This is a genomic window from Paenibacillus jepli (assembly GCF_047238105.1).
Classification (GTDB): Bacteria; Bacillota; Bacilli; order Paenibacillales; family Paenibacillaceae; genus Paenibacillus_D.
In genome coordinates this window covers 3348097-3372500 of sequence record NZ_JBDFMD010000001.1, presented here as the reverse complement: position 1 = coordinate 3372500, position 24404 = coordinate 3348097, and the positions used below count along the sequence as shown (strand labels likewise).

Here is a 24404-nt window from a genome sequence, read left to right as displayed (position 1 = left end):
AAGCTCCGTAATGTTCGCCTGACAGCTTTTCGCAGAAAAGTTAGCTTCGGAAGCATACGCTGTCCCGGATTTCCCCCTTTAAAAGGGGGCCAAAATCAAGAAATCGGGGAACAACAGCGATCGGAAGAACGATCTGTTACCTGAGGACCTGCAATGAGGGTAGTCTGAGCCCGACAAAGAGTAAAACTGGAGGAATACGGATATTATAGTTGAAGCTTCTAGAAAGCGGTTCGTTCAACCGCGTAGCGCAGTTGAACAACGCCACTGCCGAGAGGCTTGCACTCCAATAATTGCACATTCTTAAAACAATAGTTATCTTTGTCAAGGAGGAGATTCAACCCTGACCCTTCCAATATAGGAGCCACATTGAAAATCAGTTCGTCTACAAGTCCTTGTCCCAGGAATGAGTTGTGGATATCCGCGCCGCCGCTAATTAGAGCGGTCTGATGGCCTCTCTCTTCCAAGTAATCTGTGGCTTCCTCTGGTGATCTTGCAACCTTTACTCCGGGAATATCCGTCGCGCTTTTAGAAACGACAACAATATCGATATCAGCAAAGGGCCCAGGTCCACCGTTGCCACGCATTCCTTCGAAGGTCCGACGCCCTACAATGAAATTTCCTGCCATTTTGGCAGTTGCGAAGAAGTCCTCTAACGCTTCTTTTCTCGGAGGGTTATCGGGGCTGGATTGTGCATAATTGCCGTTAGCCGTTAAGGTCGCCCATAGAATGTTTTTCATAGTATTTCTCCTCCTTATATACGTTTCGATAATGTTCGAATAGCTGCTGTTACCCGATCCGGACGATCTTCTTGAACATAGTGCGAAGCATCTTCAAGGATCTCGGTTTCGTTCAGCGGCAAGTACTTCTGCCATTTGGCCATCTGCTCGAGTGGGAAGCCGGGGCTATCTTTTGTTCCCCACAAAATGTGTGCGGGTAAATCAGACAAAGTGGTCATCTTCGTCTCAATGTCGGCGAGCCAGTCTCGTGCCTTACGGATATACCTTGGAAAAACCCATGTCGGAATTCTGGACTTCGGAGTCGGGAATGGATCGGTATAAGCTTTGCGCAAACGATCCGTAACTTTTTCAGGATGATAGATCCCGTGAGGCACAATGACTTTGGCGAAAAAATTAAGCCGTGTCTGAAACCAGTATCCGATTGGCCAGCCACCCATAATGAGCGAGAACAGTTTCATCGGCAATATTTTCGCGGGCCATGCCCAAGTATTCATCACAACGATCCCGCGCAAATCATCTCGATGCCGTACTGCGTAGTTCAGGCCGATGGGACCTCCCCAATCCTGAACGACTAGAATAAATTCCTTTAGATTCAAATGTTGGATCAAATCATGGATGGCTTTTGATTGCTCTTGTGGCGTAAACCGATAGCCGCCAGGCGCTTTCGACATCCCGAATCCGGGGTAGTCCGGAGCGATAAGGCGAAACTCCGCACGTAGCTCCTTAATTACGTTCCGATAAAGATAAGAACCACGTAGGATTACCGTGCAGGAGAAGAACTGCCGGCCCTTGACCTTCATCGACGTAATGGATATAACCGTCGCTGTAAGGCAGCCAGTGATCGGTGAACGGGTACTCCATTGAGTCTAATTCAAACGGTCGATTCAAGAGGATTCCTCCTTTCTAACGGATGACTTACATGTTATCCCGCCCTTGCTTCACATCTTAATTGAATTGTGATACATTTGAAAAGTAGTTACATTAAAGTGCAATAGTTTCAAAAAATGAACTATGGAGTGATCATGATGATGGATCGATCCTGTCCTGGTACAGTTGAACCTATCCTGAAAATCCTGGATGGCAAATGGATGCTTCTTCTCCTTTTTGAGCTATTCAACGGGAACCGGCGTTTTGGCGAGTTGCGTCGTAAACTGCAACCGATTAGTCCCAAAACGCTGACCGACCGCTTGCGATTGTTAGAGGAGAAAGGGATCGTCACACGCACAATTTATCCAGGGGTGCCGCTGCATGTCGAATACGACCTTACCGAGAGTGGAAAGGGACTGCAACCGATTTTTGAATCGATGTGGAATTGGACCCAGGAGCATGGCGGATATCTTCGGAACAAGACGATTGAGAGGGATCATGAAGCTGAGGAATTAATGTGAAGTGGAAAATTATGCATATAAACGAAAGGGGCTATCCCTTCGTGACAAGAGAGGTGGAGGCGACGGGCAGAGAGACAGAGGTTAGTTGTTAAGTAACTTTAACTGTCCTTCTGCACCGCCCACATAATTACCTAACTGGTTGTCTCGTAGCTTCTGCATTAACTTTAAACGCTGACCCTACCGGTGATAGAAGAGCACCTCTTGTTCATTCAAGCGGAGCACGCCATCCCGGCGCGCTTTGCGCAGCTTGCGCAGGATGACCAGCCGAGGAGCCAACAGCCAGACATGCCAGCAGATGAGGCTGAGCAGCAGCGATTCCGGCGCCCAGGGGTAAGCAATGGCGATCGTGCACAACCCGAGCCAGATGAGATGCCGGTGCAGCCGACGGAACTGCGCCAGCTCAACCATCTGGATGGGCAGGTAACCGCTCCAGGGGAGACGGAAGCGCCACCCCCAGCGGCGGTCGTCACCTTCGTCGACCCGATACATCGTCAATCGCAGGATCAGCCACTGGATCCACGCAACTGCCGGAAGCCCAAGCGCCCAATGCATGACACCCTCCTGCCCGTAGAAGGCGTACTGAAAACCGAGCAGCAGCAGCGAGATGATCCCATAGCTGATCAATGACTCCTGATGCACTGGGATTTTGCGTACCAGTTGGTAATGATAGACCGTGGCATTGCTATCCAGAACAGAAGCTCTTTGCATGGCAACAATTCAACCCCTATGATCGGATCAAGCCGAATGGAATATCCGTTATCAAAGATACTATCGGAAGAATCCGGCCAGATGTTTATGATGATCTGGGCACCAACGGACTTTACATCGCATATAATATAAAAAAGTTTCCTCTTATGCTATGAAACAAGTATATTATAGTAGAGATTATGGCATACTAGTAGGGAGATACACGTATTATACGGTCAAAGGCGGGATGTACATGCATGAGGAGCATCGTCACATCTGTATCGTGTGCGGATTGGAAAAAACGGAAGGCATTACGATCGTCACCCAATTCATTTGTGACGTCTGTGAGCGCGAGATGGTACGAACCGATGTAAAAGATGAAAAATATCCTTTTTATATTCATCAACTGAAACAGCTATGGATTCAAAAAAATGCCTGATAGAGAGGAACTCTTTTTCAAAGAGTATCGTCTCTTTTTTTCAAATTTAAAGGACAACGTGTTATAGGAATGAGGAATGAATATGCCATCATCTAATAAAGGGCGGGCCCCTCTCTACGAAGCACTGCGCCGCCATCGGGATGCTGGCCCGCACAGCTTTCATGTACCCGGCCACGGGATGGGGCGTGCATGGGAGGAACGGCAGATCGCCTCTGAATACCGGGAGCTCCTCCCGCTCGATGTAACCGAGCTCTCCGATACCGACGACCTTCACCAAGCCGAAGGGGTGATCCGGGAAGCGCAACAATTGGCTGCTTTAACTTTCGGTGCTGAAGAAACCTGTTTTCTCGTCGGAGGCAGCACATCCGGCAATCTCGCACTTATCTTGGCGCATTGCAGGCCCGGGGACATCCTCATCGTCCAGCGCAATATTCATAAATCCGTTGTTCATGGGTTACAACTGGCCCAAGCCTGCGCTGTCTTCCTCTCGCCGCGAATGGACGGGGACACGGGGCTTGCTCTTATCCCAGCTCTCGAAGATGTGGAGGCGGCGCTGCAGCAATATCCGCAGGCCAAGGCTGTCCTCCTTAGCACCCCTAACTATTATGGTCTGGGAGTCAGTTTGGCAGCTTATGCTCAGTTGGTGCACAGCTATGGGCGGCCGCTCCTCGTGGATGAAGCTCATGGTGCTCATTATGGTCTCCATCCCGAACTGCCGCGAAGCGCGCTTCAGGATGGAGCCGACGGCGTCGTTCAGTCTACCCACAAGACTTTGACTGCAATGACCATGGGGGCGATGCTGCATCTTCAGGGCAATCGAATCGAGCGTTCTTCCATTCGACAGATGTTGCAGACACTGCAAAGCTCTAGTCCTTCCTACCCGATCATGGCCTCGCTGGATATTGCCCGGGCAATGATCGATAGCGACGGAACGACATTATTCGATGCTGGGCTGGCTCACGCTCGCATATTTCGAGAACGGTTGGCGCTTGAGACGGATTTTGAATCCGTAGGCTACAGCAGGAAAGGGGAGCGACAAGTCCCGGCAGATTATGATTATTATGACCCCCTACGGGCAGCGATCAGAGACCGGAAGGGTAGAGTGTCAGGGTATGAGCTTCACAAGATGCTGGAAGAGAGGGGCTGCTGGGCGGAGATGGCGGACCCGGTGTATGTCGTACTGATCTTCGGCATCGGTACGACAGCACAAGATGTGGAGGCGCTGTTGCAAGCATTACAGCAGATTCATGAAAAACTAGAACAAACCGTGAAGATATCCCCCCCGCCATCCGGCGTGCTGGCAGCTGCCCTCCACCAAGCATCCGACTCTCCGCTTGGCGGGTTCTCCGAGCCCATCCCATTCGGATTGCACTTGGACGGTGATCAATTGATCGAAACCATCCCGTTGTCAGAGGCTGAAGGCAGGATAGCTGCTGAGATGATCACGCCTTATCCTCCGGGGATCCCGCTGCTCTACGCAGGGGAGAGAATATCCGGGGATACTGCAGTACGACTCGGGCAACTGGCTGCATTAGGTGCCAAGTGTCAAGGCGCGGCAGATCCATCCTTGTCCACGCTGAGGGTGCGGCAGATAAAAACAGTTTAGTCGCGGATAACCTTTTCATGGTACACTAAAGGAACAACTACTGGGTGAGATTGAGGAGATCGTGCAAGTGAGAAAAGGAATTTTTATTACCATTGAGGGCGGCGAAGGTGCCGGTAAGACGACATTGATCGAATCGCTGCGCTTATATTGGGCGGAGGCCGGACGTGCAGTGATGACGACCCGCGAGCCTGGGGGCATCCCGATCGCCGAACGGATCCGCCACGTGATCCTGGATAAGGATCATACAGCGATGGATGCGCGGACAGAAGCCCTGCTGTATGCGGCGGCGAGACGGCAACACTTGGTCGAGAAGGTGGTCCCCGCGCTGGAGCGCGGCGAGATCGTCATCTGTGACCGGTTCATCGACAGCAGTCTGGCCTACCAGGGTCATGCCCGGGGACTAGGCATGGATGAAGTGGGCGAGATCAACCGGTTTGCAGTGGAAGGGACGATGCCGGATCTGACGATCTACATGGACGTCCGGCCGGAGATCGGGCTGCAGCGGATCGGCAGCGGCGACAGTCGCGAGGTCAATCGGCTGGATCTGGAGAGCATCGCTTTCCATACCCGGGTAAGGGAAGGTTACCGGATCCTTTTGCGCCGATATGCCGACCGCATCGTGGAGATCGATGCCGAGCAGGCGCCTGATCGGGTCTTGGCACAAGTTCTTGCGCTTGTTACGAAACGTTTGGGAGGATTTTTGGCGTCCCATGTCAAATGATAAGAGTACTCATATCTTATCTATCTAATATGGATCATCCGGGAGGGATTAGTGATGAAACTCGTCATTGCGATCGTACAGGATAAGGATAGCAACCGATTGTCCAATGCACTTGTCAAGGAAGGCTTCCGCGCGACCAAGCTTGCCAGTACAGGAGGTTTCCTAAAAGCCGGCAATACGACATTTATGATCGGGATCGAGGACGAGCGCGTCCATGACGTAATGACAGTCATCCGATCCAATTGTAAGATTCGGGACCAGATGGTGTCTCCAGTAACTCCGATGGGTGGAACGACAGACTCGTATATCCCGTTCCCGGTAGAAGTTCAGGTCGGCGGCGCTGCGGTGTTCGTCGTGCCGGTCGAGCGGTTTGAGCATTTCTAAATGAGAGTTCAAAAAGTTCGGTGATCAAAAGCGGACTTTTTGAACAATCTCTGAAACTGGATGTGAGTTGAGATGAAGATAAATCCGGGCTTCCGCCCGCTCGGTCAGGATCGGACGCGTACCGACCTCGGTCCGCGTCCGGTCGAGGCCAAGAGCTTCTCCGATGTGATGGGCCAGCAGGATCACCAACGAACACAGGAGCAGCTGCAGCGCAGACTGCAGGATATTCATCGGCAGGGAGAACGTCTGGCACGCTCGATGACGGTCCGCGAGCTGAAGCTCTACCGCCAGATGGTCAAGAAGTTCCTGGAAGATACCGTACGCCGCGGGATCGGTCTCAAGGATACGAAGGGCTGGGACCGCCGCGGCCGCACCAAGCGGTACAAGCTGTTGGAAGAGGTGGATGCCGCGCTTGTCCTTATGGCAGAGGATCTGCTGGAGTCCGAGGATGGCCGGATTCAGCTGCTGCAGCGGGTCGGCGAGATCCGCGGCATGCTGATCAACCTGTTTTTTTGAGAGAGTAGGGAAGCTGAATGTCTTTTCAAAATATTGTCGGGCAGCCTAAGGCGATACGTCTGATGCAGCACGCGCTGCAGCGGGGACAGGTCGCTCATGCATACCTGTTCAGCGGGCCTGTGGGAACCGGGCGCAAGCACGCGGCGCTCGCCTTTGCCAAGGCGCTGTTCTGCGAAGCCGGTGGAGATGACGCCTGCGGGAGCTGTCTGGCTTGCCGCAAGTTCGATAATGGCAACCAGCCCGATCTGTATCAGATCGGGCCTGATGGCGCTTCGATCAAAATCGATCAGATCCGGGAGCTGCAGCGGGAACTGGCTTTCCGTAACAGTGGTTCGCTGCGTAAAGTCTATATCATCGAGCAGGCGGAGAAGATGACAATGCAGGCTGCCAATAGTCTGCTGAAGTTCCTGGAGGAACCCCAATCGCCGATCGTCGCGATACTGATCACGGATAATGGACAAGCAGTATTGCCGACGGTCCGCTCGCGGACCCAGTACGTCCCTTTTCTGCCGATGGCGCCTCACGCCATGCTGGAGTCTCTGCAAGCCGAAGGACATCCCGCTGTATTGTGCCGGGTCGCGGTACACCTGGCTTCCGGTTTGCCTGCATGCCGCGACCTTATTCAACAAGAGGGGTTTGCAGAAATCCGAAATGTAGTGATACAATTAGGCAAGGAGAGCTTCACCCGGTTGGCCTCCGCGATGATTACCGCCCAGCAGCAGGTATTCAAGACGGACCGGGCCGAGCAATCCGAGCTGTTGTTGTCTATGTTGATTTTATGGTTCAAGGATATGATTCACTTTCAGGCCGGCAGGCAAGAGAGCATCGTTTTTATAGATCAGCTGGAATGGATCGGCAAGCATGCCTTCCAGCGTTCACCCGCAGGCTGGGTCGCCTGTATGGAGCATGCGCTGGAGACAGGCAGGCGTTTGCGGGCTCACGTAGCGCCACAGCTGGCGTTTGAGCAATTCTTAGTACAGCTACAGGAGGTTTAATCCCTTGTATAATGTAGTCGGTGTCCGCTTTAAGAAAGCGGGCAAGATCTATTACTTCGATCCGGTCGAGCATCCGGTGGCCCAGGATCAGCATGTGATCGTGGAGACCGCCCGAGGCATCGAATACGGCAGAGTAGTGGTCGGACAGAAGCAGGTTGGTGAGTCAGATGTGGTTCTGCCCCTCAAGAAAGTCATCCGGATCGCCGGGGATGCCGATGCACGTGTGGTAGAAGAGAATAAGACTGCGGCCAAGAATGCATTTGCCACTTGCATGGACAAGATAAGAGATCATAAGCTGAAGATGAAGCTGGTCGATGTCGAGTTTACGTTTGACCGCAACAAGATTATCTTCTACTTCACCGCTGAAGGACGTGTGGACTTCCGAGAGCTGGTCAAGGATCTGGCGAGTGTCTTTCGTACCCGGATCGAGCTGCGTCAGATTGGTGTGCGCGACGAAGCCAAGATGCTCGGGGGCATCGGACCATGCGGCAGATTGCTCTGCTGCTCGACTTGGCTGGGGGACTTCGAGCCGGTGTCGATCAAGATGGCCAAGGATCAGAACCTCTCGTTGAATCCCACCAAGATCTCCGGTTTGTGCGGACGATTGATGTGCTGTCTGAAGTACGAGCATGACAATTATGAAAGTGCCCGTGAAGAAATGCCGGGAGTCGGCAAGTTCGTCGTGACTTCACTGGGCGAAGGCAAGGTAACCGGGCTTAATGCGTCCAAACGGACAGTGTATGTCCAGTTGTTCGATACAGGCAAGTCGAAAGAGCTGCCTTTCGACGAAGTTGTCGTCAAATAAATGGAATGATAGCACGCTCTGGGGTGGAACCATGGGAAAAAGTGAGATTTTTAAACGAATGGATCAGCTGGAAACCCATGTGGGCGGACTTCATACCGAACTGGGCGATATGAAGCAGACGATCAAGGCTCTGCTCGAGGAGAATCAACGGCTCAGTATGGAAAATCAGCGGCTGCGCAAGGTGCTCAAAGAAAAGACAGATCGTCCACAGGCCGTGCCGCAAGGCGAGCTGCGGACAAGCGCCGCCGCTGCGTCGCAGGAAGATCAGCCGAACACTGGCGATCCTGCGGCGTCCGCTGTGGGAGAAGGTTATGATAATCTGGCCCGACTGTATCATGAGGGCTTTCATATCTGCAATGTCTACTACGGTCATCTTCGTACCGAAGGCGACTGCCTGTTTTGTTTGTCATTTCTCAGCAAGTAGCATAGCCTAGATTTTGAGATAAGACCCCGTGCGGGTCTTTTCTTGATATTACAGATCTGTTTCAATCTACGGTGGGAGGTCCATAAGGAATGGAAGCAAGCTGCAAACCGGTGCTATATGACAATGAACGATATGATTATTTGGTAACGGACGAGTTGGGGATTATCCAGAGCCGGGAGGTGTTCAGCTTCTCCATGGATGCTGTGCTGCTCGCCAGGTTCGCCGGAGTGCCTCAGCATGGACGCATCCTTGATCTCTGCAGCGGCAATGGCGTGATCCCCCTGCTGCTGACGACGCGGACCCAGGCACAGATCGATGGCGTGGAGATCCAGCCGCGACTGGCCGACATGGCTAGGCGCAGCGTGCAGTCCAACAGGCTGGAGGAGCGGATACATATAATAGAAGGAGATCTGCGAGAATACCACCGAACAGGCGGTTATGGCACTTATGATGCGATCACCGTCAATCCGCCCTATATGCCGCCTTTGGCCGGCGATCATAATCGCAATGAACACTATGCGATTGCCCGCCATGAGATTCATTGCACGCTGCAAGACGTGGCTGCAGCCTGTGCGCGTCTGGTTCGTACCGGCGGCCGTGTGTCGATGGTGCACCGGCCGTCGCGGCTGGCTGAGATCTTCGAAGCGCTGCGGGAGGTCAGACTGGAGCCCAAGCGTCTGCGATTCGTGCATCCGCATGCCAGCGGCGAAGCCAACATGGTGCTCATCGAGGCGATGCGTGATGCCAAACCGGACTTGCGGCTGCTGCCGCCCCTGATCGTCTACAATGAGCAACGAGAGTACGCTGAGGAGCTCAAAGAAATCTACTACGGTGCGAAGAGCGAGCTTTCGGGCGGGGAGGGAGTGGGTCGATGAACATCCAGCGCAGCTTTGCCGACCATAAGACAGGAACGTTGTATCTGGTTGCGACCCCGATCGGCAATCTCGAGGATATGACGTATCGCGCAGTACGCATGCTTCGTGAAGTGGATCTCATCGCTGCCGAGGACACGCGACAGACCCGAAAACTGCTGACACACTTCGAGATTCAGACACGGCTGGTAAGTTATCATGAACATAACAAGCAGGCCAGCGGCAGTGAGCTAATCCGAATGCTCGAGCAGGGACAGAACATCGCGCTGGTCAGTGATGCCGGCCTGCCGGCTATCTCCGATCCAGGCAGTGAGCTGGCTATGGCGGCAGCAGACGGCGGTATCCCCGTCGTGCCGATCCCTGGGGCCAATGCAGCGCTCTCGGCGCTGATCGTCTCTGCGCTGCCTACGGAGCGCTTTACATTCGCCGGCTTTCCGCCCCGGGAGAAGAAGCGGCTGCAGCCTTGGCTGGAAGAGCTGGCCGTACAGGAAGGGACACTGCTCCTCTACGAATCGCCGCATCGTCTCCAGAAGACGCTGCAGGCGATCGCGGACGCCTGGGGAGATCGACAGATCGCGCTGGCGAGAGAGCTGACGAAGCGTTATGAGGAAGTAGCAAGAGGGACCGTAAAGGAATGTCTGCAATGGCTGGACGAGCACCCCCCGCAAGGCGAGTACGTCGTGGTAGTGGCGGGAGCCGAGCATCGCCTGCCGGAGGGAGCGGAATCGCAGCGATCCGGAGATGTGGCCTGGTGGTCAACCCTGTCGTTGGAGGACCATGTCCGCCACTATGAGGAGCTGACCGGCGACCGCAAGGAAGCGATGCGCCGCACCGCCCAGGATCGCGGTCTCCCTCGTAGAGAGGTATATAACACTCTAATGAAGAAACACGATGAAGAGGATAAATAATATTTGTCTGCGGCCAAGAGTAAGGTCGAAACCGGAGGAGGTATAGCATATGCTTTCGAGGTCGTTTTCTTGAAATACAAGAAAATATAGGATTCCCCTATCTACTTGACTTGTATTTCTCCGGAATGAAACGCGCTGTGCCGCCAAGGACGGCGACAGCCGTTTCACCTTGAATTCTAAGAATTTATATGTTGCACATATATATCAGCTTAGAATTCTCCGGAATGAAACGCGCTGCGCCGCCAAGGACGGCGACAGCCGTTTCACCTTGCAGAAAGCGTTTAACGTTCGCCTTTGTTCATGAATGTCACCCTCGTTAGGGTTAGACATTCCAGACATTCATGAACAACAGCGACTGGAGGTTTGACCTTGCTCGGGTGCCCCAAGACTACGATTATTACCGCCTTCATCCCCACAAAAAAAGACCTCCCTGGTCGGTTCGCCCAGGGAGGCATCAAGGAGTATGAAAAAGGTTAGAATTACCAAGTTGATTATGGATTCATTATAACCGATTTTGCCTATTTTGTCACAGGTTCAGGCAATTCAGAGATACATTCGTTGCAGACAATTTTCCCTTTGAAATAAGTGACATTCTCGGCATTGCCGCAGAAGATGCAAGCCGGCTCATATTTCTTGAGCATGATGCGCTCGCCGTCTACATAGATCTCAAGGGCGTCTTTCTCGCCAATGCCCAGTGTACGGCGAAGCTCGATTGGAATAACGACGCGGCCCAGTTCGTCAACTTTACGTACAATTCCTGTTGATTTCATCATAATCTATTGTTGCCCCTCTCAAAGTTGAATTCGTCACTATTCGACAAAATACTACGTTTTCTGTAATCTATAATACCAACCATTACCAAAATAGTCAACCTAAATTTTTCTGCAAAAAAACTAACTTTGGCTTAATGGTAAGGGGAGTGGGTCCCTGTAAAGCATACTACAAGCTGCTGGCCTTGGAAATGAAAACTCGACATCATTCGACAAAGTGCCGACATTCTGTGTCGAAATATTGAACAATAATCGACAAAAATATCGAAGAGGTGATCGTCATGTCACGGATACTGGCTGAAGAAAAAGTATTTAAAGACCCGGTGCATAAATATATTTATGTGCAGGACAAGCTCATATGGGATCTTATTAATACCAAGGAATTCCAACGCCTTCGCCGTATCAGACAACTTGGTACTTCATACCTTACCTTCCATGGCGCCGAGCACAGCCGATTCTCACATTCCTTAGGCGTGTATGAGATTACTCGTAAAATCATCTCGCAGTTTGAGCGCAGCCACTATCCCGATTGGCCTCAGGAAGAAAAGCTTGTCTCCCTTTGTGCAGCTCTGCTTCACGATCTGGGGCACGGGCCGTTCTCCCACTCGATCGAGCAGGTATTTGATACAGATCACGAAGCATGGACATGCCGTTTTTTGCTCGAAGATACAGAGGTTAACCGCGTACTTCGCACGATTTCGCACGATTTTCCCGAACAAGTCGCCTCCGTCATCTGCAAAACATACGCCAAGCCGATTGTCGTCAGCCTTGTCTCCAGTCAGATGGATGCCGACAGGATGGACTATCTGCTGAGGGATGCCTACTTCACCGGTGTCAATTATGGCACATTCGATCTGGACCGGATTTTGCGCGTACTGCGGCCCTACAAGGGACGTATCGTAATCAAGGAGAGCGGCATGCATGCGGTGGAAGATTACTTAATGTCCCGATACCAGATGTACTGGCAGGTTTACTTCCATCCGGTTACACGCAGTTCAGAGATTATCCTTAGACAGATTTTTCGAAGAGCAAAGGAACTTTATGTGGGTAGGTACCCATTCCGAACAATGATGAGGCCATTCGAAAGCCTCCTGCAAGGCACCCTGGAGATCGAGGATTATTTTCGATTGGACGAAGCCATGGTACAGACGATCTTTATGGAGTGGGTCTCGGAGGAGGATGCGATCTTGTCCGATCTGTGCCATCGGTTCCTGCACCGTCGCTTATACAAGTATATAACCGTGACCGAGCCCGATGAAGCTCGCTGGTCGATGATCCGCAGGGAACTGGAGAGGGCGGGACTGCATCCGGACTACCATCTGGAGATTGATTTTCCGTATGATCTTTCTTATGATGTATACCGTCCAGGTACAGGTGATGGTGAAGAAAAACCGCCGATCCTGATGCTGAGTGGGGACGACCAATTAGCTGAAATATCGGGAAAATCCGACATCGTCACCTCGATTACCGGACTGCATCACGGCAAGTATCATCTCTATTTTCCGGAAGAGCTGCTGCGTGAAAAAGCGCACCTCTTGTCAGATGAAACGAGAGTCTTATTCGGCCTAGATTAAAAAACTGTAATAATAGAAGAAAGGGGTCGAAATTCGTCATGATTATCGACACACACACGCATCTGGATGCAAAAGCTTTCGAGGCTGACCGTGAAGAAACGATAAGTCGAGCAAGGGAGGCGGGGATCGACCGGATGATCAATATCGGTTTCAACCGTGAGACGATTCCCACCACTCTGAAGCTTGCCGAAACCTATGATTTTATCTATGCTGCAGTGGGCTGGCATCCGGTCGACAGCATCCACATGAAGCCGGAGGATCTCGATTGGATTGCTTCGCTTATGCGTCATGAGAAGGTGGTGGCGATCGGCGAGATCGGACTGGATTATCACTGGGACACCTCTCCCAAAGATGTCCAAAAAAGGGTGTTCCGGGAGCAGCTGCAATTGGCCAGGAAGGTCGGCAAACCAGTGGTTATCCATAATCGTGACGCACACGAGGATATCGTCAATATTCTTAGAGAAGAGAATGCGAAGGAAATCGGCGGGGTTATGCATTGCTTTTCCGGAAGCTGGGAAACGGCTCGCCAATGTCTGGATATGAACTTCTATATTTCACTCGGCGGTCCCGTTACTTTTAAGAATGCCAGGGTTCCTAAAGAGGTGTTGAAGAACGTTCCGCTGGACCGGCTTTTGATCGAGACAGATTGCCCTTATCTGGCTCCTCATCCATTTCGAGGAAAGCGGAATGAACCCTCCTATGTGCGACTGGTAGCTGAGGCTGCAGCGGAAATGAAAGGAAAAACATTGGAAGAAATTTCAAAAATTACGACCGAGAACGCTGAGAATTGTTTTCGATTAGGCTGAAAAAGGCCAAAATCGCTAGGATTTCGAACGAATCGTATGAAAAAAGTCTCTTTCAACCGAAAAATCCCGGGATAAGACGGTGATTTTCCTAAAAATTCGTTAAAATCGTCTTTTAAGCGATCTTTACAATGAGGGTACAAAGAAGGTATGATTCTTCTCAGAGCTTGAGTAATGTATCCAATTTCCAGTTTCGCTTAATCTTCGATTTGAAGAACGGGGGAACCAAAATCGTCAGTCTGCTATCCCACTTGCGACTGCCCGGTTTTCTTCCTTGGGGTGAATTCGTGAAGGGCTGAATCGTCGAAACCGGCACCTTCCGATAGGGCGACTCTCATGTCCGAACCCGTCAGCTAACCTCGTCAGCGTCCAAAGAGAGATCAAACTCGTGTAAACCCCATTCTGTATGAATCTCTATTCATCCGGAAGCCACGAAACAGATCCTCTGTCGAAAGGCTTCCTTTTCGCATCTTGGAAGATTAGAGTCGTCTAAGATTTGAATATTGCGTAAAGCCTCGACATAGGGTGTTTTATGGAGGTGGGGTATACGAGGACACTGGAAGTGCGTGCTTGCACGCTATTCTAAGATAGTCACGCCAAGTATCATGCGTAAGTTCACAGGCGGCGGCTATGAAGGAGGACCGAGGAAGTGGGCATGTTCCAAATCAAGGATACCCATGGTAAACGATCATCCAGCATGTCTTTCGCATTGCGATGGAAGCATGAAAACCTGCGTTTGATTCTTCTGAGTGCGATCATTTCAATCGCTATGACTTTCATGTTGTTGGTGTTGCTGTACGGTACGGCAGAGAAGAGCGTATCGGTAGTGGTCAATGGACAGGAGCAGATCGTATCGACCAAGCAGTGGTCATTGGACCGTCTGCTGGCGGAGCAGTCGATCGAGATCGGACCGCACGACGTTTTGTCGTTGCCGACGAATGCCTCGATCAAGGATGGAGACCAGGTCGTGATCGACCATGCGAGAGCGGTCACCGTTCAAGCGGACGGGAAGTCCAATACGTATTTCACCACGGAGAAAACCGTCAAAGACGCGATGGAAGCTTTTAATATTCCCATCCGCGAACAAGATAGAGTACATCCCGCACTGTCTACGCCGATCGATTCGGACGTGACGGTATCGGTCGTACGGGTCGACACGGAAGTGGAGACTACCCAGCATAAAATGCCGTTTAAGGTCGTCCAGAAAGAAGATCCTGAGCTGGCAGAAGGCAAACAGAAGGTCATCCAGGCCGGACAGGACGGACTGCTCGTCAAGCAGTTTGAGAAAGTGTATGAAGACGGTCAACTGGTGTCTGAGAAGATGATCCTGAAATCGATGGAGACGTCTGCTGTCGAGCAGGTCGTCGCCGTAGGAACCAAAAAGCCGGAACCGAAGGTGAGCGTCCTCTCGTCGCCTGCCTCGGAATCGGCACAATCGGTCAGCACGAAGGACTATTCGTTCCAGGCCCAAAAGACGTTGAAGAATGTCACATTGACTGCTTATACCGCTCATGTGGCATCGACTGGAAAAAGTAAGGGTCACCCGCAATACGGCATCACCGCTTCGGGCTCGAAGGTCCAGGAAGGGCGCACCATCGCTGTGGATCCCAAAGTCATCCCGATCGGCTGGTGGGTATATATCGAGGGCATCGGCTTAAGACGCGCGGAAGATACCGGCGGCGCGATCAAGGGCAACAAGATCGATGTTTATTACGAGAGCGAATCCTATGCCAAGAAGTTTGGCCGCAAGAAGGGGTATACCGTTCACGTGATCGGTCCCAACAAGCCCAAGGCTAGCTAGCACCGTGCATTTGCTTTAATCATATCGCTTTTTACATGCAAATATGCCATCATAAGAAGAGGTGACCCCTCTTCTTTTTGCATGTTTGTCCAAAGGAAGGGGCAGTCTATAACCTCTTCTTCAGAAGGACATGGTCTAATCCAAAATCAGATGCAGATGGAGATAAAATATGATAAGGGAAATTATCGTCGTCGAAGGCAAGGACGACACTGTAGCCATCAAGCGGGCGGTAGAGGCCGAGACGATCGAGACCGGCGGTTCGGCGATCGGCGAGGCCGTGTTGAAGCGGGTGGCACTCGCGATGGAGCGTCGGGGCGTCATTATCTTTACGGATCCGGATCATGCCGGGGAGCGCATCCGCAAAATCGTAGCTGCACGCGTGCCCGGATGCAAGCATGCTTTCCTCCCCCAGGAGGATGCGCTGTACAAAGGGGATATCGGCGTGGAGAACGCCAAACCGGAGGCCATCCGGCGAGCTCTCAGCCAGGTGCGCACCGAGGTGACGGACGGAGTGCCCGAGATTACTTGGGATGATCTGATCGCTGCCGGACTTATCGTACATCCCGAGGCGGCTTCCCGCAGACTGATCATGGGCAATCTGCTCGGTATCGGATATGCCAACGGCAAGCAGTTCTTCAAGCGTTGCAGCACGTTTATGATCTCCAAAGCGGAGTTTATCCAAGCGTATGCGCAGCTAGAGAGCATGCAGCCGAGTCAAAGAGAGGACTGATCGGATGGACAAGCAGCAGGAGATCCTGACAGGGATCGGTACACCCAGAAGAACGCAGGAGATTATTAAGCGGTACGGGTTTTCATTCAAAAAAAGTCTCGGTCAGAATTTCCTGATCGATCCCAATATTTTGCGAAAGATCGTCGAGAGCGCCGGGCTGGACGAGACGAAAGGCGCACTGGAGATCGGACCCGGCATCGGTGCGTTGACCCAGGAACTGGCGGCAGTTGCAGGGAAGGTGACGGCAGTCGAGATCGACAGGCGGCTGATCCCGATTCTGCGGGATATCCTGGCTGATACCCCCCAAGTAGAGGTGATCCAGGGCGATGTCCTGGAGCTGGATCTGCGCAAGCTCTTAGAGCAGCAGTTTGAGGGCTGCGGGGGCGTCAGCGTCGTTGCCAACCTGCCTTACTACGTAACCACCCCCATCCTGATGAAGCTGCTCGAGGAGCGCCTGCCCCTGGAGAACATCGTCGTCATGATCCAGAAAGAAGTGGCAGAGCGGATGGCAGCCAGTCCGGGAGGCAAGGTCTACGGCAGCCTGAGCGTGGCTGTGCAGTACTATTGCGAGCCAGAGCTTGTCTGTACCGTGCCGCATACCGTTTTTATCCCGCAGCCCAATGTAGACTCCGCCGTCATCAAGCTGACGTTGCGCAAGGAGCCACCCGTCCGTGTAAGCGACGAGACCTTCTATTTCCGCGTGGTGCAGGCCAGCTTTGCGCAGCGGCGCAAGACGCTCGCCAACAACCTCACCGCTTTCGTCGGCAAAGAACGCCGCGAGGCACTGATCGGATTGTTAGAGGAAATCGGTGTCGCACCGACAAGGCGCGGCGAGACGCTGTCGCTGGCGGAGTTCGCGGCGGTCAGCGAGGCGCTGCTGGGAGCGGGCTGGGACCTGTAGGCTGAATTGCCTCGTGATCAAAAGCGGCCAGGCCGTTGCTCACCAAACCCGTCGTTCGCCCATAGGATAGACGAAGAGGTGATCTTATCATGAAGTTAGGCGATCTGGTGGTCCGCAATTCGTATGGCGGCGATGTGCTGTTCCGGGTCGAGGAGCTCCGCCAGGCTATAGCCGTCCTCAAGGGCACGGACTATCGTCTGCTAGCCGACGCTCCCGTAAGCGACCTGTCCGTGGTGCCGCATCCCGAGACCGCGCGGGTAACGCAGCAGGTCAGGGTCAAGGTATCTGCGACGATGCAGCGTATGGTACAGGAGCAGGTACGACAACAGCAGGCGCAGCGGGACGAAGTCATCCAACGCCATAGTATCCCGCGGGACCAGGCGTTCTTCGAGCTGCCTGGCCGTGTGCTCCATCTGGACGGCGATGGCAATTACATGAAGAAGAGCATGCAGCTGTACCAGCAGATGCGGGTGCCGGCCCACGGCATGCATGCCAATGAGGCTCAGATGCCCGAGCTCCTGCAGCGGCTGCTGCCGCAGGTGCGTCCAGATATCGTAGTTATAACCGGACATGACGGTGTCCTCAAGCATCGGCCGAAGGAAGAATTGTATCACTTGTCCAGCTACAAGAATTCTCAGAACTTTGTGAATGCTGTGCGTGTGGCCAGAGCGTATGAGAAAAGCCGCGACGGGCTTATCGTGGTCGCTGGCGCTTGCCAGTCTCATTTTGAGGCGCTCCTGCAGGCCGGCGCCAACTTTGCCAGCTCGCCTGGGCGGATCCTGATCCATGCCCTCGACCCCGTCTACATCGCTATCAAATCGAGCTATACCCCGATGAGGGAGACGATCAACCTGGCTGAGGTCATCCAGGGGACGATCAGCGGCGTAGACGGGGTGGGCGGCATCGAGACGATGGGCCGTCATCGTGTCGGGATGCCGAAGCCGCGAACCCCGCAATCGGCTGTGACACTGTAGCTGGCAAAGGGTCGATGGGGGAAATTGGAGGCAAATAGCCACAATTAGGCAAATCCCTCATTGACAAGAACTTTGCTTCGCTGTTATAATATTTCTCTTCGTTTGACAAGCTCCCTCTTTTTGGTTATAATGTTTAAGGAAAGAGGTGGTTGTGAACAATGGCAAAAAATTCGCTGTTGGAGATCAAACGAAGTTTGGAAGCCCATGTTGGATCCAAGATCAGTCTTCGAGCAAACGGTGGTCGCCGAAAGACCATTGAACGCACCGGCGTTCTGGAAGAAATCTACCCCTCTGTTTTCATTGTCAAGCTGGACCAAGATCAACATGCGTTTAAACGCGTCTCTTACAGCTATGCAGATATATTGACCGAATCTGTGGAAGTCACTGTTCGCAATGACGAAGGCGAGGTTCGGATTAACCACATTCAATAGAACGATGCTTTACCCTTGCAGCCCGGAGATGATCCGGGTTGTTTTTTTTATTGATGTTTCCGGGGCCCCCGCAAAGCACCTGAGTACGCTTCGAAGCCAAGCCGCACTTTGTAGGGTTATGCCAGGCATGAATCGGGATGCCGCTGCCGATACTAAGGACGGGGTAACCCTACAGCGATCGAGAAGGAGACCCGAATCATGAGCAGAAGAAGAAGGAGTACGATGTCCGAGGGCTTGAAGAACGAACTGGCCAAGGATCTGGGCTTCTACGATACCGTACAGAAGGATGGCTGGGGCGGGATCACGGCCAAAGATGCCGGCAATATGGTGAAACGGGCCATTCAGCTAGCCGAGCAAGCAGCCAGCAAGAAGCCTTGATACGCATATCCTGCAGGCAAATAAGCTAAGCAGATCGGGTCTCCCGGATAGGAAACCCAATCTGCTTAGCTTTTCTTGTGACCATTTGTTAATATATAAGAAAGATGGCGCTTGCGGAAGGCGTGAGAACGACGATGCGGCCTGCCGCAAGCGCTCTAGGTTTCACTGTCCTACTTGGCTTCTATTTCCTTGTATATGTGAAGCTGTAAACGACGATGAGCGGGTGACAAGGATGAAAGTTTACGAGAAAGCGCCAGCCAAAATCAATCTCATGCTCGATGTGCTCCGCAAGCGGGAGGATGGCTTTCATGAGGTAGAGATGATCATGACCATGGTCGATCTGGCAGACCGGCTGGAGATGGAGGAACTGTCCCGGAATACGATCGTCATCTCAAGCCAGGCGGGCTATATCCCTCTGGATGAGAAGAACCTGGCGTTCCAGGCAGCCAAACTGATCAAGGAGCGATACAAGGTTGATAAAGGGGTCTATATCCATCTCGACAAGAAGATCCCTGTCGCTGCCGGCCTGGCAGGAGGCAGCAGCGACGCAGCAGCAGCGCTGCGGGGACTAAATCGGCTCTGGGGGCTCCAGATCCCGTTGGACGAGCTTAGCCGGCTCGGAGCCGAGCTGGGTTCGGATGTACCGTTCTGTGTCACGGGAGGTACAGCGATCGCTAGAGGACGTGGAGAGCAATTGGAGCAGATCTCCGGTCCGCCGCAATGCTGGGTAATCCTGGCCAAGCCGCCGATCAATGTGTCAACCGCCGATGTTTACGGGCGTTTCCGTCTGAACCAGGTCGAGCGCCATCCGTCGACGCAAGCGATGGCAGCTGAGCTTGCCGCAGGATCGTTCTCGGGAATGTGTCAGCAACTGGGCAATGTGTTAGAAAGCGTAACATTGAAACTATATCCCGAAGTAGAGCAGTTAAAAGAGAGCATGTGCAAGCTTGGTGCGGAAGGCGTGCTAATGTCGGGGAGCGGGCCGACCGTTTTTGGCCTGGTTTCGCGGGAATCGAAGGTCGCGCGGATCTATAATGGGCTTCGAGGCTTTTGTAAAGAGGTTTATGTGGTAAGAATGCTAACATGAAATTAACGTTTTCCTTGTGGAAACCCGTATAAAAATGTTATATTACCTATATAACATTCGGGTTTAGCGGGGGGAGACATCGTGAAAAAGTTGAAACGGAGCGCGAGGCTGGTTGAGATGACGCAGTATTTGTTGTCCCGCCCCCATACGCTCATATCGCTTACTGCATTTGCCGACCGCTATCAGTCTGCCAAATCATCGATAAGCGAAGATCTAGCCATTATCAAGGAAGTGTTCGAAGAAGACGGTCTCGGTCAGCTGAGTACGCTTGCGGGCGCAGCGGGCGGGGTCAAATATATGCCGAAGATGAATAAGAGCGTCTCCCTGTCGATTATCAAAAACATCTGCCGAGAGCTGGAACAGCCGGAGCGTGTATTGCCAGGAGGCTATCTGTATATGACAGATATGCTGGGCCAGCCCAATCTGATGAACGAAGTCGGACGGATGTTCGCCACTGCCTTTGCACACCGGGAGTTGGATGTCATCATGACCGTTGAGACCAAAGGCATCCCGCTTGCTTACGCTACCGCTACCTTTCTCAACCTGCCGGTCGTTATTGTCCGCCGGGACAATAAGGTAACGGAAGGCTCCGCCGTCAGCATCAACTATGTCTCGGGATCCAACAAGCGCATCCAGACGATGTCGCTGGCCCGGCGGGCGCTTAAGGAACAATCCCGTGTGCTGATCATCGATGACTTCATGAAGGCTGGCGGGACGATCCAGGGAATGATGGATCTGCTCTACGAATTCAACGCTACCGTAGCCGGCGTAGGCGTCCTCGTCGAATCCGGCGAGATCGACCGCGATGAACGGCTGCTTGAAGATTATGTGTCCCTCGCCAAGCTTACTGCAGTCGATCTGAAGTCCAAGCAGACAAGCGTGGTGCCGGGCAATTACTTTACCAAATCCGAGGAGGCTTCATCATGACGAATAAAGCTGTGCCGACACCGATATCCACCAACCAGGCGCCGGCAGCGATCGGCCCGTACGCTCAGGCAGTGAAAGTGGGGAACCTGCTGTTTACCTCCGGCCAGATCCCGCTAGGACTGGACGGCGAGGTGGTAGCCGGCGGTGCAGAGGAGCAGACCCACCAGGTGTTCGCGAATCTCAAAGCGGTGCTGGCCGAAGCCGGCGCAGACTTCCAGGATGTCGTCAAGGCGACGGTGTTCATTAAGGACATGGGACAGTTTGCAGCGATCAATACGATCTATGCCAGCTATTTTGGCGATCACAAGCCTGCCCGCTCGACCGTAGAAGTCGCGCGTCTTCCTAAGGATGTGCTTGTCGAAATTGAGTTGATCGTATCGATTGGTGTCGAATAAGATCGAAAGTTCCTCAAATGGAAAAAACATTGTGATTTTGGCCATGTTTTTTCCAGATAAAAGAAGGATTTTGCACAGCTGTGTGGAATAATACACCAAGTCTTCTAACAGGCAAAGGTGGTGAACACAAGTGCAGATTACCGATGTCAGACTCCGCCGCGTTAATTCCGAAGGGAGAATGAAGGCCATCGCCTCGATTACCATTGACAATGAATTTGTTGTTCATGACATTCGCGTCATTGACGGCAACAATGGCATGTTCGTAGCGATGCCTAGCAAACGGACACCGGATGGTGAGTTCCGCGATATTGCCCATCCGATCTCTTCGACCACCCGGGAGAAGATCCAGGCAGCCGTCCTCGCTGAGTATGAGAGAGCGGCTACAGAAGAAGAAGTTGCGATTGAAGAAGGTGCATAATGGAACAGGGGTTGCGAACGGAGAGCCTGATATGGGCTCTCTTTTCTTTTGTTCCGGAATACGATATATTGATAGCAAGTGTGAGCCTGACATAATTTTTTCTGTATGGTAGATGTCCAAGACTTCATATATTCATGTGCATAATGGGAGGATAATCTGTTGAAAAAAATGGCGATCGTGCTTGCTGCAGGCCAGGGCAAGCGAATGAAATCGAAACTGTATAAAGTGCTTCATCCGGTATGCGGCAAGCCGATGGTAGGCCATGTGATGGACGTCGTAGAGGCGTCTGCGTGCGAGCGGACGGTAGTTATCGTGGGGCATGGCGCTGAAGCCGTGCAGAATTATCTGGGCGAGCGAGCGGAGTATGCGCTTCAGGAGCAGCAGCTAGGTACGGGCCATGCCGTGCTGCAAGCCGAGCCGCTGCTCGGCTCGGAGGAAGGGACGACGATCATCATCTGCGGAGACACGCCGCTCGTGACAGCTGCGACTGTGCAGGCCATGCTGACCGTACACGAGACGAGCGGAGCCGCGGCCACGGTACTAACGGCTGAGCTGGCAGATCCGACAGGCTACGGCAGGGTGATCCGGGGCAGCGACGAGAGGGTGCAGCGGATCGTTGAGCAGAAGGACTGCAGCCCCGAAGAGGGAGCGGTGAGGGAGATCAATACAGGCACCTACTGCTTCGATAATCAGAAGCTGTTCCATGCGCTTTCACAAGTGACCAACCAAAATGCCCAAGGCGAATATTATCTGACTGATGTCATTGGTATCCTGCAGCGCAGCGGCGAGCGTGTCCTGGCGCACTGCACAGGCGATGAAGCGGAAGCGATCGGCGTCAATGACCGGATCGCCCTCTCAGAGGCGGAACGGTACATGAAGGATCGGATCATCCGCAGCCACCTGATCGGCGGTGTCACGGTTATCGATCCGGCTGCGACCTATATCGAGGCCGGGGTAACGATCGGAGCCGATACGGTGATCTATCCGGGGACGATACTGCGAGGCAGTACGATCATCGGCGAGGATAATGTGATTGGACCACAGGCTGACTTGACGGATACCGTCACGGGACAGGGTGTCTGCATCAAGCATTCGGTCACCGACCGATCGGAGATCGGCGATGAGACAACGGTCGGTCCTTACGCCAACTTGCGGCCAGGGACCAAGCTGGGCCGCAAATGCAAGATCGGCGATTTCGTCGAGCTGAAGAATGCAGTGCTGGACGATGGCAGCAAAGTCTCGCATCTGAGCTATGTCGGCGATGCCCAGGTCGGCAAGGACGTCAATATCGGGTGCGGTGCGATCACAGTCAACTATGACGGTTATAACAAAGCTGTTACCGAGATCGGCGACGGCGCGTTCGTGGGCAGTAATGTCAATCTGATCGCGCCCGTAAGGATCGGCGACGGAGCTTACGTGGTAGCAGGCTCGACGATCACCCAGGACGTGCCGGAGAACGATCTGGCTATCGCTCGCGAGCGGCAGGTCAACAAGCCGGGCTACGCCGCCAAGATCCGCAGCCGCGCCAAGCTCAAAAAAGAAAAGAAGGATTCGTCAACCTAAAAGTTTAAAGCTTGCCCTTGGTGGGTAATCATAGTAGGAGATCAGGTGTGAACCAAGGAGGTTTCCTAGATGAGTGTATCCCTGAAAGTAGAGAAGAGAGAAGCGCAATCCAAGGGCAAACTGAATCAGCTGCGCCAGCAGGGCAAGGTCCCGGGCGTCGTATACGGCCAGAAGATCAAGCAGGCCTCGCCGATCGCCGTGGATGAAAAAGAGCTGCAGGCACTACTGAGATCCAATCCCAATGCAGTTGTGGAAATTGATGTACCAGCGGCTGGCAAACAGCCGGTTATGATAACGGATATCCAGCGGGACTCGCTGTCGAAGAAGCTGCTTCATATCGATATGTTCCAGATCGATATGAATAGTGAAGTCAAGACCTCCGTTCGCATCGAGGTTGTCGGGGAGGCACCGGGCGTCAAGGAAGGCGGCGTCTTGCAGGTGGTGCTGCACGAGCTGGAGATTACTTGTCTGCCCAACAGCATCCCGGAGTCGGTCATGATCGATGTATCGGAGCTGCAGATCGGTGAGAGTCTTGCGGCCAGCGAGCTCAAGCTTCCTGAAGGCGTGAACGCCTCTATCGATGAGGAGATGGTCATCGTCTCGGTTCTGGCGCCGCAGAAGGAAGAGCTGGACGAGGAAGCGGAAGAAACCGCCGAGCCGAGCAACGAAGAAGAACAGGCTGAGGAAGAGTCTGCTGCCGAGGAAGAACAAGGCTAAGCGGGTCCGCACAGCCAAAGAGGATTATCTCGATTGTAGATTCGTCTACCTTCGAGGTAATCCTCTTTTGTGTTGGATAGCGGACAAGGCGGCAATCTTTAATACCCGGGCCTGGATATGAAAGTAAACTGGGAGCGTCTGTAGAATACATTGTTAACCTTGACATAATCGGGGCAGTAGTGTTCAATGAAGCCAATGTCGCTGTGCTCGCGGTCCAGGTAGATTTGGACGGGTACGGCATGATGGATGTGGTCTTCAAAGTGTTGGTTGTCGTACAATTGTTGTCCATTGATGTAGACATTGTCTACAATCTTGTCGATCAGCGCATTACTCATAAAAGATCACCTCATACATGTAGACAATTAACGCGGTCAATTCGTTGCATCCTACAAAAATATTACTTAGTCGGGAGCACATATTCAGGAAACAACCAAATTTCTATCGTATTTACTT

Annotated in this window: 30 protein-coding genes and 1 riboswitch; of the genes, 25 read left to right on the top strand and 5 right to left on the bottom strand. The window is 52.8% G+C overall.

Features of this window, described 5'->3' with window-relative positions:
* Window positions 1-218: 218 nt before the first annotated feature.
* Together ABC336_RS14870 and ABC336_RS14865 are read right to left on the bottom strand one after the other, a co-directional pair.
* On the bottom strand, window positions 219-737 hold the full coding sequence (locus ABC336_RS14870) for a dihydrofolate reductase family protein (protein ID WP_413239377.1): 519 nt from the start codon (window positions 735-737) through the stop codon (window positions 219-221).
* A gap of 14 nt (window positions 738-751) precedes the next feature.
* On the bottom strand, window positions 752-1537 hold the full coding sequence (locus tag ABC336_RS14865) for an alpha/beta fold hydrolase (protein WP_413239376.1): 786 nt from the start codon (window positions 1535-1537) through the stop codon (window positions 752-754).
* A gap of 222 nt (window positions 1538-1759) precedes the next feature.
* On the opposite strand from ABC336_RS14865, the gene ABC336_RS14860 reads away from it, so the two are divergent.
* Window positions 1760-2125 carry a winged helix-turn-helix transcriptional regulator gene (locus tag ABC336_RS14860; protein WP_413239375.1) on the top strand — a complete coding sequence of 122 codons (366 nt, stop codon included), beginning with the start codon at window positions 1760-1762 and terminating at the stop codon, window positions 2123-2125.
* A 177-nt stretch (window positions 2126-2302) separates the two neighbouring features.
* On the opposite strand, the gene ABC336_RS14855 is transcribed toward ABC336_RS14860, so the two are convergent.
* On the bottom strand, window positions 2303-2833 hold the full coding sequence (locus ABC336_RS14855; RefSeq protein WP_413239374.1) for a transposase: 531 nt from the start codon (window positions 2831-2833) through the stop codon (window positions 2303-2305).
* Window positions 2834-3065: 232 nt separating this feature from the next.
* On the opposite strand from ABC336_RS14855, the gene ABC336_RS14850 reads away from it, so the two are divergent.
* The 10 genes from ABC336_RS14850 (at window position 3066) to rsmI (ending at window position 10482) form a co-directional block, all read left to right on the top strand.
* The gene (locus ABC336_RS14850) at window positions 3066-3251 is read left to right on the top strand and encodes a sigma factor G inhibitor Gin (protein ID WP_413239373.1); all 186 of its coding nucleotides are present in this window, start codon (window positions 3066-3068) and stop codon (window positions 3249-3251) included.
* 82 nt (window positions 3252-3333) lie between these two features.
* Window positions 3334-4857 carry an aminotransferase class I/II-fold pyridoxal phosphate-dependent enzyme gene (locus tag ABC336_RS14845; protein ID WP_413239372.1) on the top strand — a complete coding sequence of 508 codons (1524 nt, stop codon included), beginning with the start codon at window positions 3334-3336 and terminating at the stop codon, window positions 4855-4857.
* A 67-nt stretch (window positions 4858-4924) separates the two neighbouring features.
* On the top strand, window positions 4925-5578 hold the full coding sequence (gene tmk, locus ABC336_RS14840) for a dTMP kinase (RefSeq protein WP_413239371.1): 654 nt from the start codon (window positions 4925-4927) through the stop codon (window positions 5576-5578).
* 54 nt (window positions 5579-5632) lie between these two features.
* Window positions 5633-5962, top strand: coding sequence for a cyclic-di-AMP receptor (locus ABC336_RS14835; RefSeq protein ID WP_020620805.1), 330 nt, complete (start codon window positions 5633-5635; stop codon window positions 5960-5962).
* A gap of 72 nt (window positions 5963-6034) precedes the next feature.
* Window positions 6035-6478 (top strand): YaaR family protein, encoded by a 444-nt coding sequence (locus ABC336_RS14830; RefSeq protein WP_413239370.1) that lies wholly within the window; start codon window positions 6035-6037, stop codon window positions 6476-6478.
* Between the two features lie 17 nt (window positions 6479-6495).
* Entirely contained in the window at window positions 6496-7473 is a 978-nt protein-coding gene (holB, locus tag ABC336_RS14825; protein WP_413239369.1) for a DNA polymerase III subunit delta', read from the top strand.
* Between the two features lie 4 nt (window positions 7474-7477).
* On the top strand, window positions 7478-8278 hold the full coding sequence (locus ABC336_RS14820; protein WP_413239368.1) for a PSP1 domain-containing protein: 801 nt from the start codon (window positions 7478-7480) through the stop codon (window positions 8276-8278).
* Between the two features lie 31 nt (window positions 8279-8309).
* Window positions 8310-8702 (top strand): initiation-control protein YabA, encoded by a 393-nt coding sequence (locus ABC336_RS14815; RefSeq protein WP_413239367.1) that lies wholly within the window; start codon window positions 8310-8312, stop codon window positions 8700-8702.
* Window positions 8703-8791: 89 nt separating this feature from the next.
* A complete protein-coding gene (locus ABC336_RS14810) occupies window positions 8792-9577 on the top strand; it encodes a tRNA1(Val) (adenine(37)-N6)-methyltransferase (protein WP_413239366.1) in 786 nt (261 codons plus the stop codon).
* Window positions 9574-10482 (top strand): 16S rRNA (cytidine(1402)-2'-O)-methyltransferase, encoded by a 909-nt coding sequence (gene rsmI / locus ABC336_RS14805; RefSeq protein WP_413239365.1) that lies wholly within the window; start codon window positions 9574-9576, stop codon window positions 10480-10482. Before ABC336_RS14810 ends, rsmI begins: the two co-directional genes overlap by 4 nt.
* 518 nt (window positions 10483-11000) lie before the next feature.
* Here rsmI and ABC336_RS14800 read toward each other — a convergent pair.
* Entirely contained in the window at window positions 11001-11255 is a 255-nt protein-coding gene (locus tag ABC336_RS14800; RefSeq protein WP_020620812.1) for an AbrB/MazE/SpoVT family DNA-binding domain-containing protein, read from the bottom strand.
* 278 nt (window positions 11256-11533) lie between these two features.
* On the opposite strand from ABC336_RS14800, the gene ABC336_RS14795 reads away from it, so the two are divergent.
* The 14 genes from ABC336_RS14795 to ABC336_RS14730 all read left to right on the top strand — a co-directional run bounded on the left by ABC336_RS14795 (window position 11534) and on the right by ABC336_RS14730 (window position 23951).
* Complete coding sequence (locus ABC336_RS14795) at window positions 11534-12826, top strand: HD domain-containing protein (protein ID WP_413239364.1); 1293 nt, start codon at window positions 11534-11536, stop codon at window positions 12824-12826.
* Window positions 12827-12864: 38 nt separating this feature from the next.
* Window positions 12865-13632: a TatD family hydrolase gene (locus tag ABC336_RS14790; protein WP_413239363.1), complete on the top strand. Its 768-nt coding sequence runs from the start codon at window positions 12865-12867 to the stop codon at window positions 13630-13632.
* A gap of 181 nt (window positions 13633-13813) precedes the next feature.
* Window positions 13814-14013: riboswitch (cyclic di-AMP (ydaO/yuaA leader) on the top strand.
* Between the two features lie 265 nt (window positions 14014-14278).
* Entirely contained in the window at window positions 14279-15430 is a 1152-nt protein-coding gene (locus ABC336_RS14785) for a resuscitation-promoting factor (RefSeq protein ID WP_413239362.1), read from the top strand.
* Window positions 15431-15599: 169 nt separating this feature from the next.
* Window positions 15600-16160: a ribonuclease M5 gene (gene rnmV / locus ABC336_RS14780; RefSeq protein WP_413239361.1), complete on the top strand. Its 561-nt coding sequence runs from the start codon at window positions 15600-15602 to the stop codon at window positions 16158-16160.
* A gap of 4 nt (window positions 16161-16164) precedes the next feature.
* Window positions 16165-17061 carry a 16S rRNA (adenine(1518)-N(6)/adenine(1519)-N(6))-dimethyltransferase RsmA gene (gene rsmA, locus ABC336_RS14775; protein WP_413239360.1) on the top strand — a complete coding sequence of 299 codons (897 nt, stop codon included), beginning with the start codon at window positions 16165-16167 and terminating at the stop codon, window positions 17059-17061.
* Window positions 17062-17150: 89 nt separating this feature from the next.
* Window positions 17151-18035, top strand: coding sequence for a sporulation peptidase YabG (gene yabG, locus ABC336_RS14770; RefSeq protein ID WP_413239359.1), 885 nt, complete (start codon window positions 17151-17153; stop codon window positions 18033-18035).
* 158 nt (window positions 18036-18193) lie between these two features.
* A complete protein-coding gene (gene veg, locus ABC336_RS14765; protein WP_413239358.1) occupies window positions 18194-18466 on the top strand; it encodes a biofilm formation stimulator Veg in 273 nt (90 codons plus the stop codon).
* Between the two features lie 198 nt (window positions 18467-18664).
* Window positions 18665-18844, top strand: coding sequence for a small, acid-soluble spore protein, alpha/beta type (locus ABC336_RS14760; protein ID WP_413239357.1), 180 nt, complete (start codon window positions 18665-18667; stop codon window positions 18842-18844).
* Between the two features lie 232 nt (window positions 18845-19076).
* Window positions 19077-19931 (top strand): 4-(cytidine 5'-diphospho)-2-C-methyl-D-erythritol kinase, encoded by an 855-nt coding sequence (gene ispE, locus ABC336_RS14755; protein WP_413239356.1) that lies wholly within the window; start codon window positions 19077-19079, stop codon window positions 19929-19931.
* Window positions 19932-20012: 81 nt separating this feature from the next.
* Window positions 20013-20858 (top strand): pur operon repressor, encoded by an 846-nt coding sequence (gene purR, locus ABC336_RS14750; protein ID WP_413239355.1) that lies wholly within the window; start codon window positions 20013-20015, stop codon window positions 20856-20858.
* Window positions 20855-21253, top strand: a complete 399-nt coding sequence (locus ABC336_RS14745) for a RidA family protein (RefSeq protein ID WP_413239354.1) — start codon at window positions 20855-20857, stop codon at window positions 21251-21253. The genes purR and ABC336_RS14745 overlap by 4 nt, the downstream gene beginning before the upstream one ends.
* Window positions 21254-21383: 130 nt before the next feature.
* Complete coding sequence (gene spoVG / locus ABC336_RS14740) at window positions 21384-21671, top strand: septation regulator SpoVG (protein ID WP_020620824.1); 288 nt, start codon at window positions 21384-21386, stop codon at window positions 21669-21671.
* 159 nt (window positions 21672-21830) lie between these two features.
* Window positions 21831-23234, top strand: coding sequence for a bifunctional UDP-N-acetylglucosamine diphosphorylase/glucosamine-1-phosphate N-acetyltransferase GlmU (gene glmU, locus ABC336_RS14735; RefSeq protein WP_413239353.1), 1404 nt, complete (start codon window positions 21831-21833; stop codon window positions 23232-23234).
* A gap of 69 nt (window positions 23235-23303) precedes the next feature.
* Window positions 23304-23951, top strand: coding sequence for a 50S ribosomal protein L25/general stress protein Ctc (locus tag ABC336_RS14730; RefSeq protein WP_413239352.1), 648 nt, complete (start codon window positions 23304-23306; stop codon window positions 23949-23951).
* Between the two features lie 98 nt (window positions 23952-24049).
* Here ABC336_RS14730 and ABC336_RS14725 read toward each other — a convergent pair whose 3' ends face one another.
* Window positions 24050-24286: a hypothetical protein gene (locus ABC336_RS14725; RefSeq protein WP_413239351.1), complete on the bottom strand. Its 237-nt coding sequence runs from the start codon at window positions 24284-24286 to the stop codon at window positions 24050-24052.
* Between the last annotated feature and the right edge of the window lie 118 nt (window positions 24287-24404).

Excerpts from the sequence above, each read along its gene's own strand:
- ABC336_RS14870 (WP_413239377.1), bottom strand. The coding sequence starts at position 737 with ATGAAAAACATTCTATGGGCGACCTTAACGGCTAACGGCAATTATGCA.
- ABC336_RS14865 (WP_413239376.1), bottom strand. The coding sequence starts at position 1,537 with ATGAAGGTCAAGGGCCGGCAGTTCTTCTCCTGCACGGTAATCCTACGT.
- ABC336_RS14860 (WP_413239375.1), top strand. The coding sequence starts at position 1,760 with ATGATGATGGATCGATCCTGTCCTGGTACAGTTGAACCTATCCTGAAA.
- ABC336_RS14855 (WP_413239374.1), bottom strand. The coding sequence starts at position 2,833 with ATGCAAAGAGCTTCTGTTCTGGATAGCAATGCCACGGTCTATCATTAC.
- ABC336_RS14850 (WP_413239373.1), top strand. The coding sequence starts at position 3,066 with ATGCATGAGGAGCATCGTCACATCTGTATCGTGTGCGGATTGGAAAAA.
- ABC336_RS14845 (WP_413239372.1), top strand. The coding sequence starts at position 3,334 with ATGCCATCATCTAATAAAGGGCGGGCCCCTCTCTACGAAGCACTGCGC.
- ABC336_RS14835 (WP_020620805.1), top strand. The coding sequence starts at position 5,633 with ATGAAACTCGTCATTGCGATCGTACAGGATAAGGATAGCAACCGATTG.
- ABC336_RS14830 (WP_413239370.1), top strand. The coding sequence starts at position 6,035 with ATGAAGATAAATCCGGGCTTCCGCCCGCTCGGTCAGGATCGGACGCGT.
- holB (WP_413239369.1), top strand. The coding sequence starts at position 6,496 with ATGTCTTTTCAAAATATTGTCGGGCAGCCTAAGGCGATACGTCTGATG.
- ABC336_RS14815 (WP_413239367.1), top strand. The coding sequence starts at position 8,310 with ATGGGAAAAAGTGAGATTTTTAAACGAATGGATCAGCTGGAAACCCAT.
- ABC336_RS14810 (WP_413239366.1), top strand. The coding sequence starts at position 8,792 with ATGGAAGCAAGCTGCAAACCGGTGCTATATGACAATGAACGATATGAT.
- rsmI (WP_413239365.1), top strand. The coding sequence starts at position 9,574 with ATGAACATCCAGCGCAGCTTTGCCGACCATAAGACAGGAACGTTGTAT.
- ABC336_RS14800 (WP_020620812.1), bottom strand. The coding sequence starts at position 11,255 with ATGATGAAATCAACAGGAATTGTACGTAAAGTTGACGAACTGGGCCGC.
- ABC336_RS14795 (WP_413239364.1), top strand. The coding sequence starts at position 11,534 with ATGTCACGGATACTGGCTGAAGAAAAAGTATTTAAAGACCCGGTGCAT.
- ABC336_RS14790 (WP_413239363.1), top strand. The coding sequence starts at position 12,865 with ATGATTATCGACACACACACGCATCTGGATGCAAAAGCTTTCGAGGCT.
- rnmV (WP_413239361.1), top strand. The coding sequence starts at position 15,600 with ATGATAAGGGAAATTATCGTCGTCGAAGGCAAGGACGACACTGTAGCC.
- rsmA (WP_413239360.1), top strand. The coding sequence starts at position 16,165 with ATGGACAAGCAGCAGGAGATCCTGACAGGGATCGGTACACCCAGAAGA.
- yabG (WP_413239359.1), top strand. The coding sequence starts at position 17,151 with ATGAAGTTAGGCGATCTGGTGGTCCGCAATTCGTATGGCGGCGATGTG.
- veg (WP_413239358.1), top strand. The coding sequence starts at position 18,194 with ATGGCAAAAAATTCGCTGTTGGAGATCAAACGAAGTTTGGAAGCCCAT.
- ABC336_RS14760 (WP_413239357.1), top strand. The coding sequence starts at position 18,665 with ATGAGCAGAAGAAGAAGGAGTACGATGTCCGAGGGCTTGAAGAACGAA.
- ispE (WP_413239356.1), top strand. The coding sequence starts at position 19,077 with ATGAAAGTTTACGAGAAAGCGCCAGCCAAAATCAATCTCATGCTCGAT.
- ABC336_RS14745 (WP_413239354.1), top strand. The coding sequence starts at position 20,855 with ATGACGAATAAAGCTGTGCCGACACCGATATCCACCAACCAGGCGCCG.
- ABC336_RS14730 (WP_413239352.1), top strand. The coding sequence starts at position 23,304 with ATGAGTGTATCCCTGAAAGTAGAGAAGAGAGAAGCGCAATCCAAGGGC.
- ABC336_RS14725 (WP_413239351.1), bottom strand. The coding sequence starts at position 24,286 with ATGAGTAATGCGCTGATCGACAAGATTGTAGACAATGTCTACATCAAT.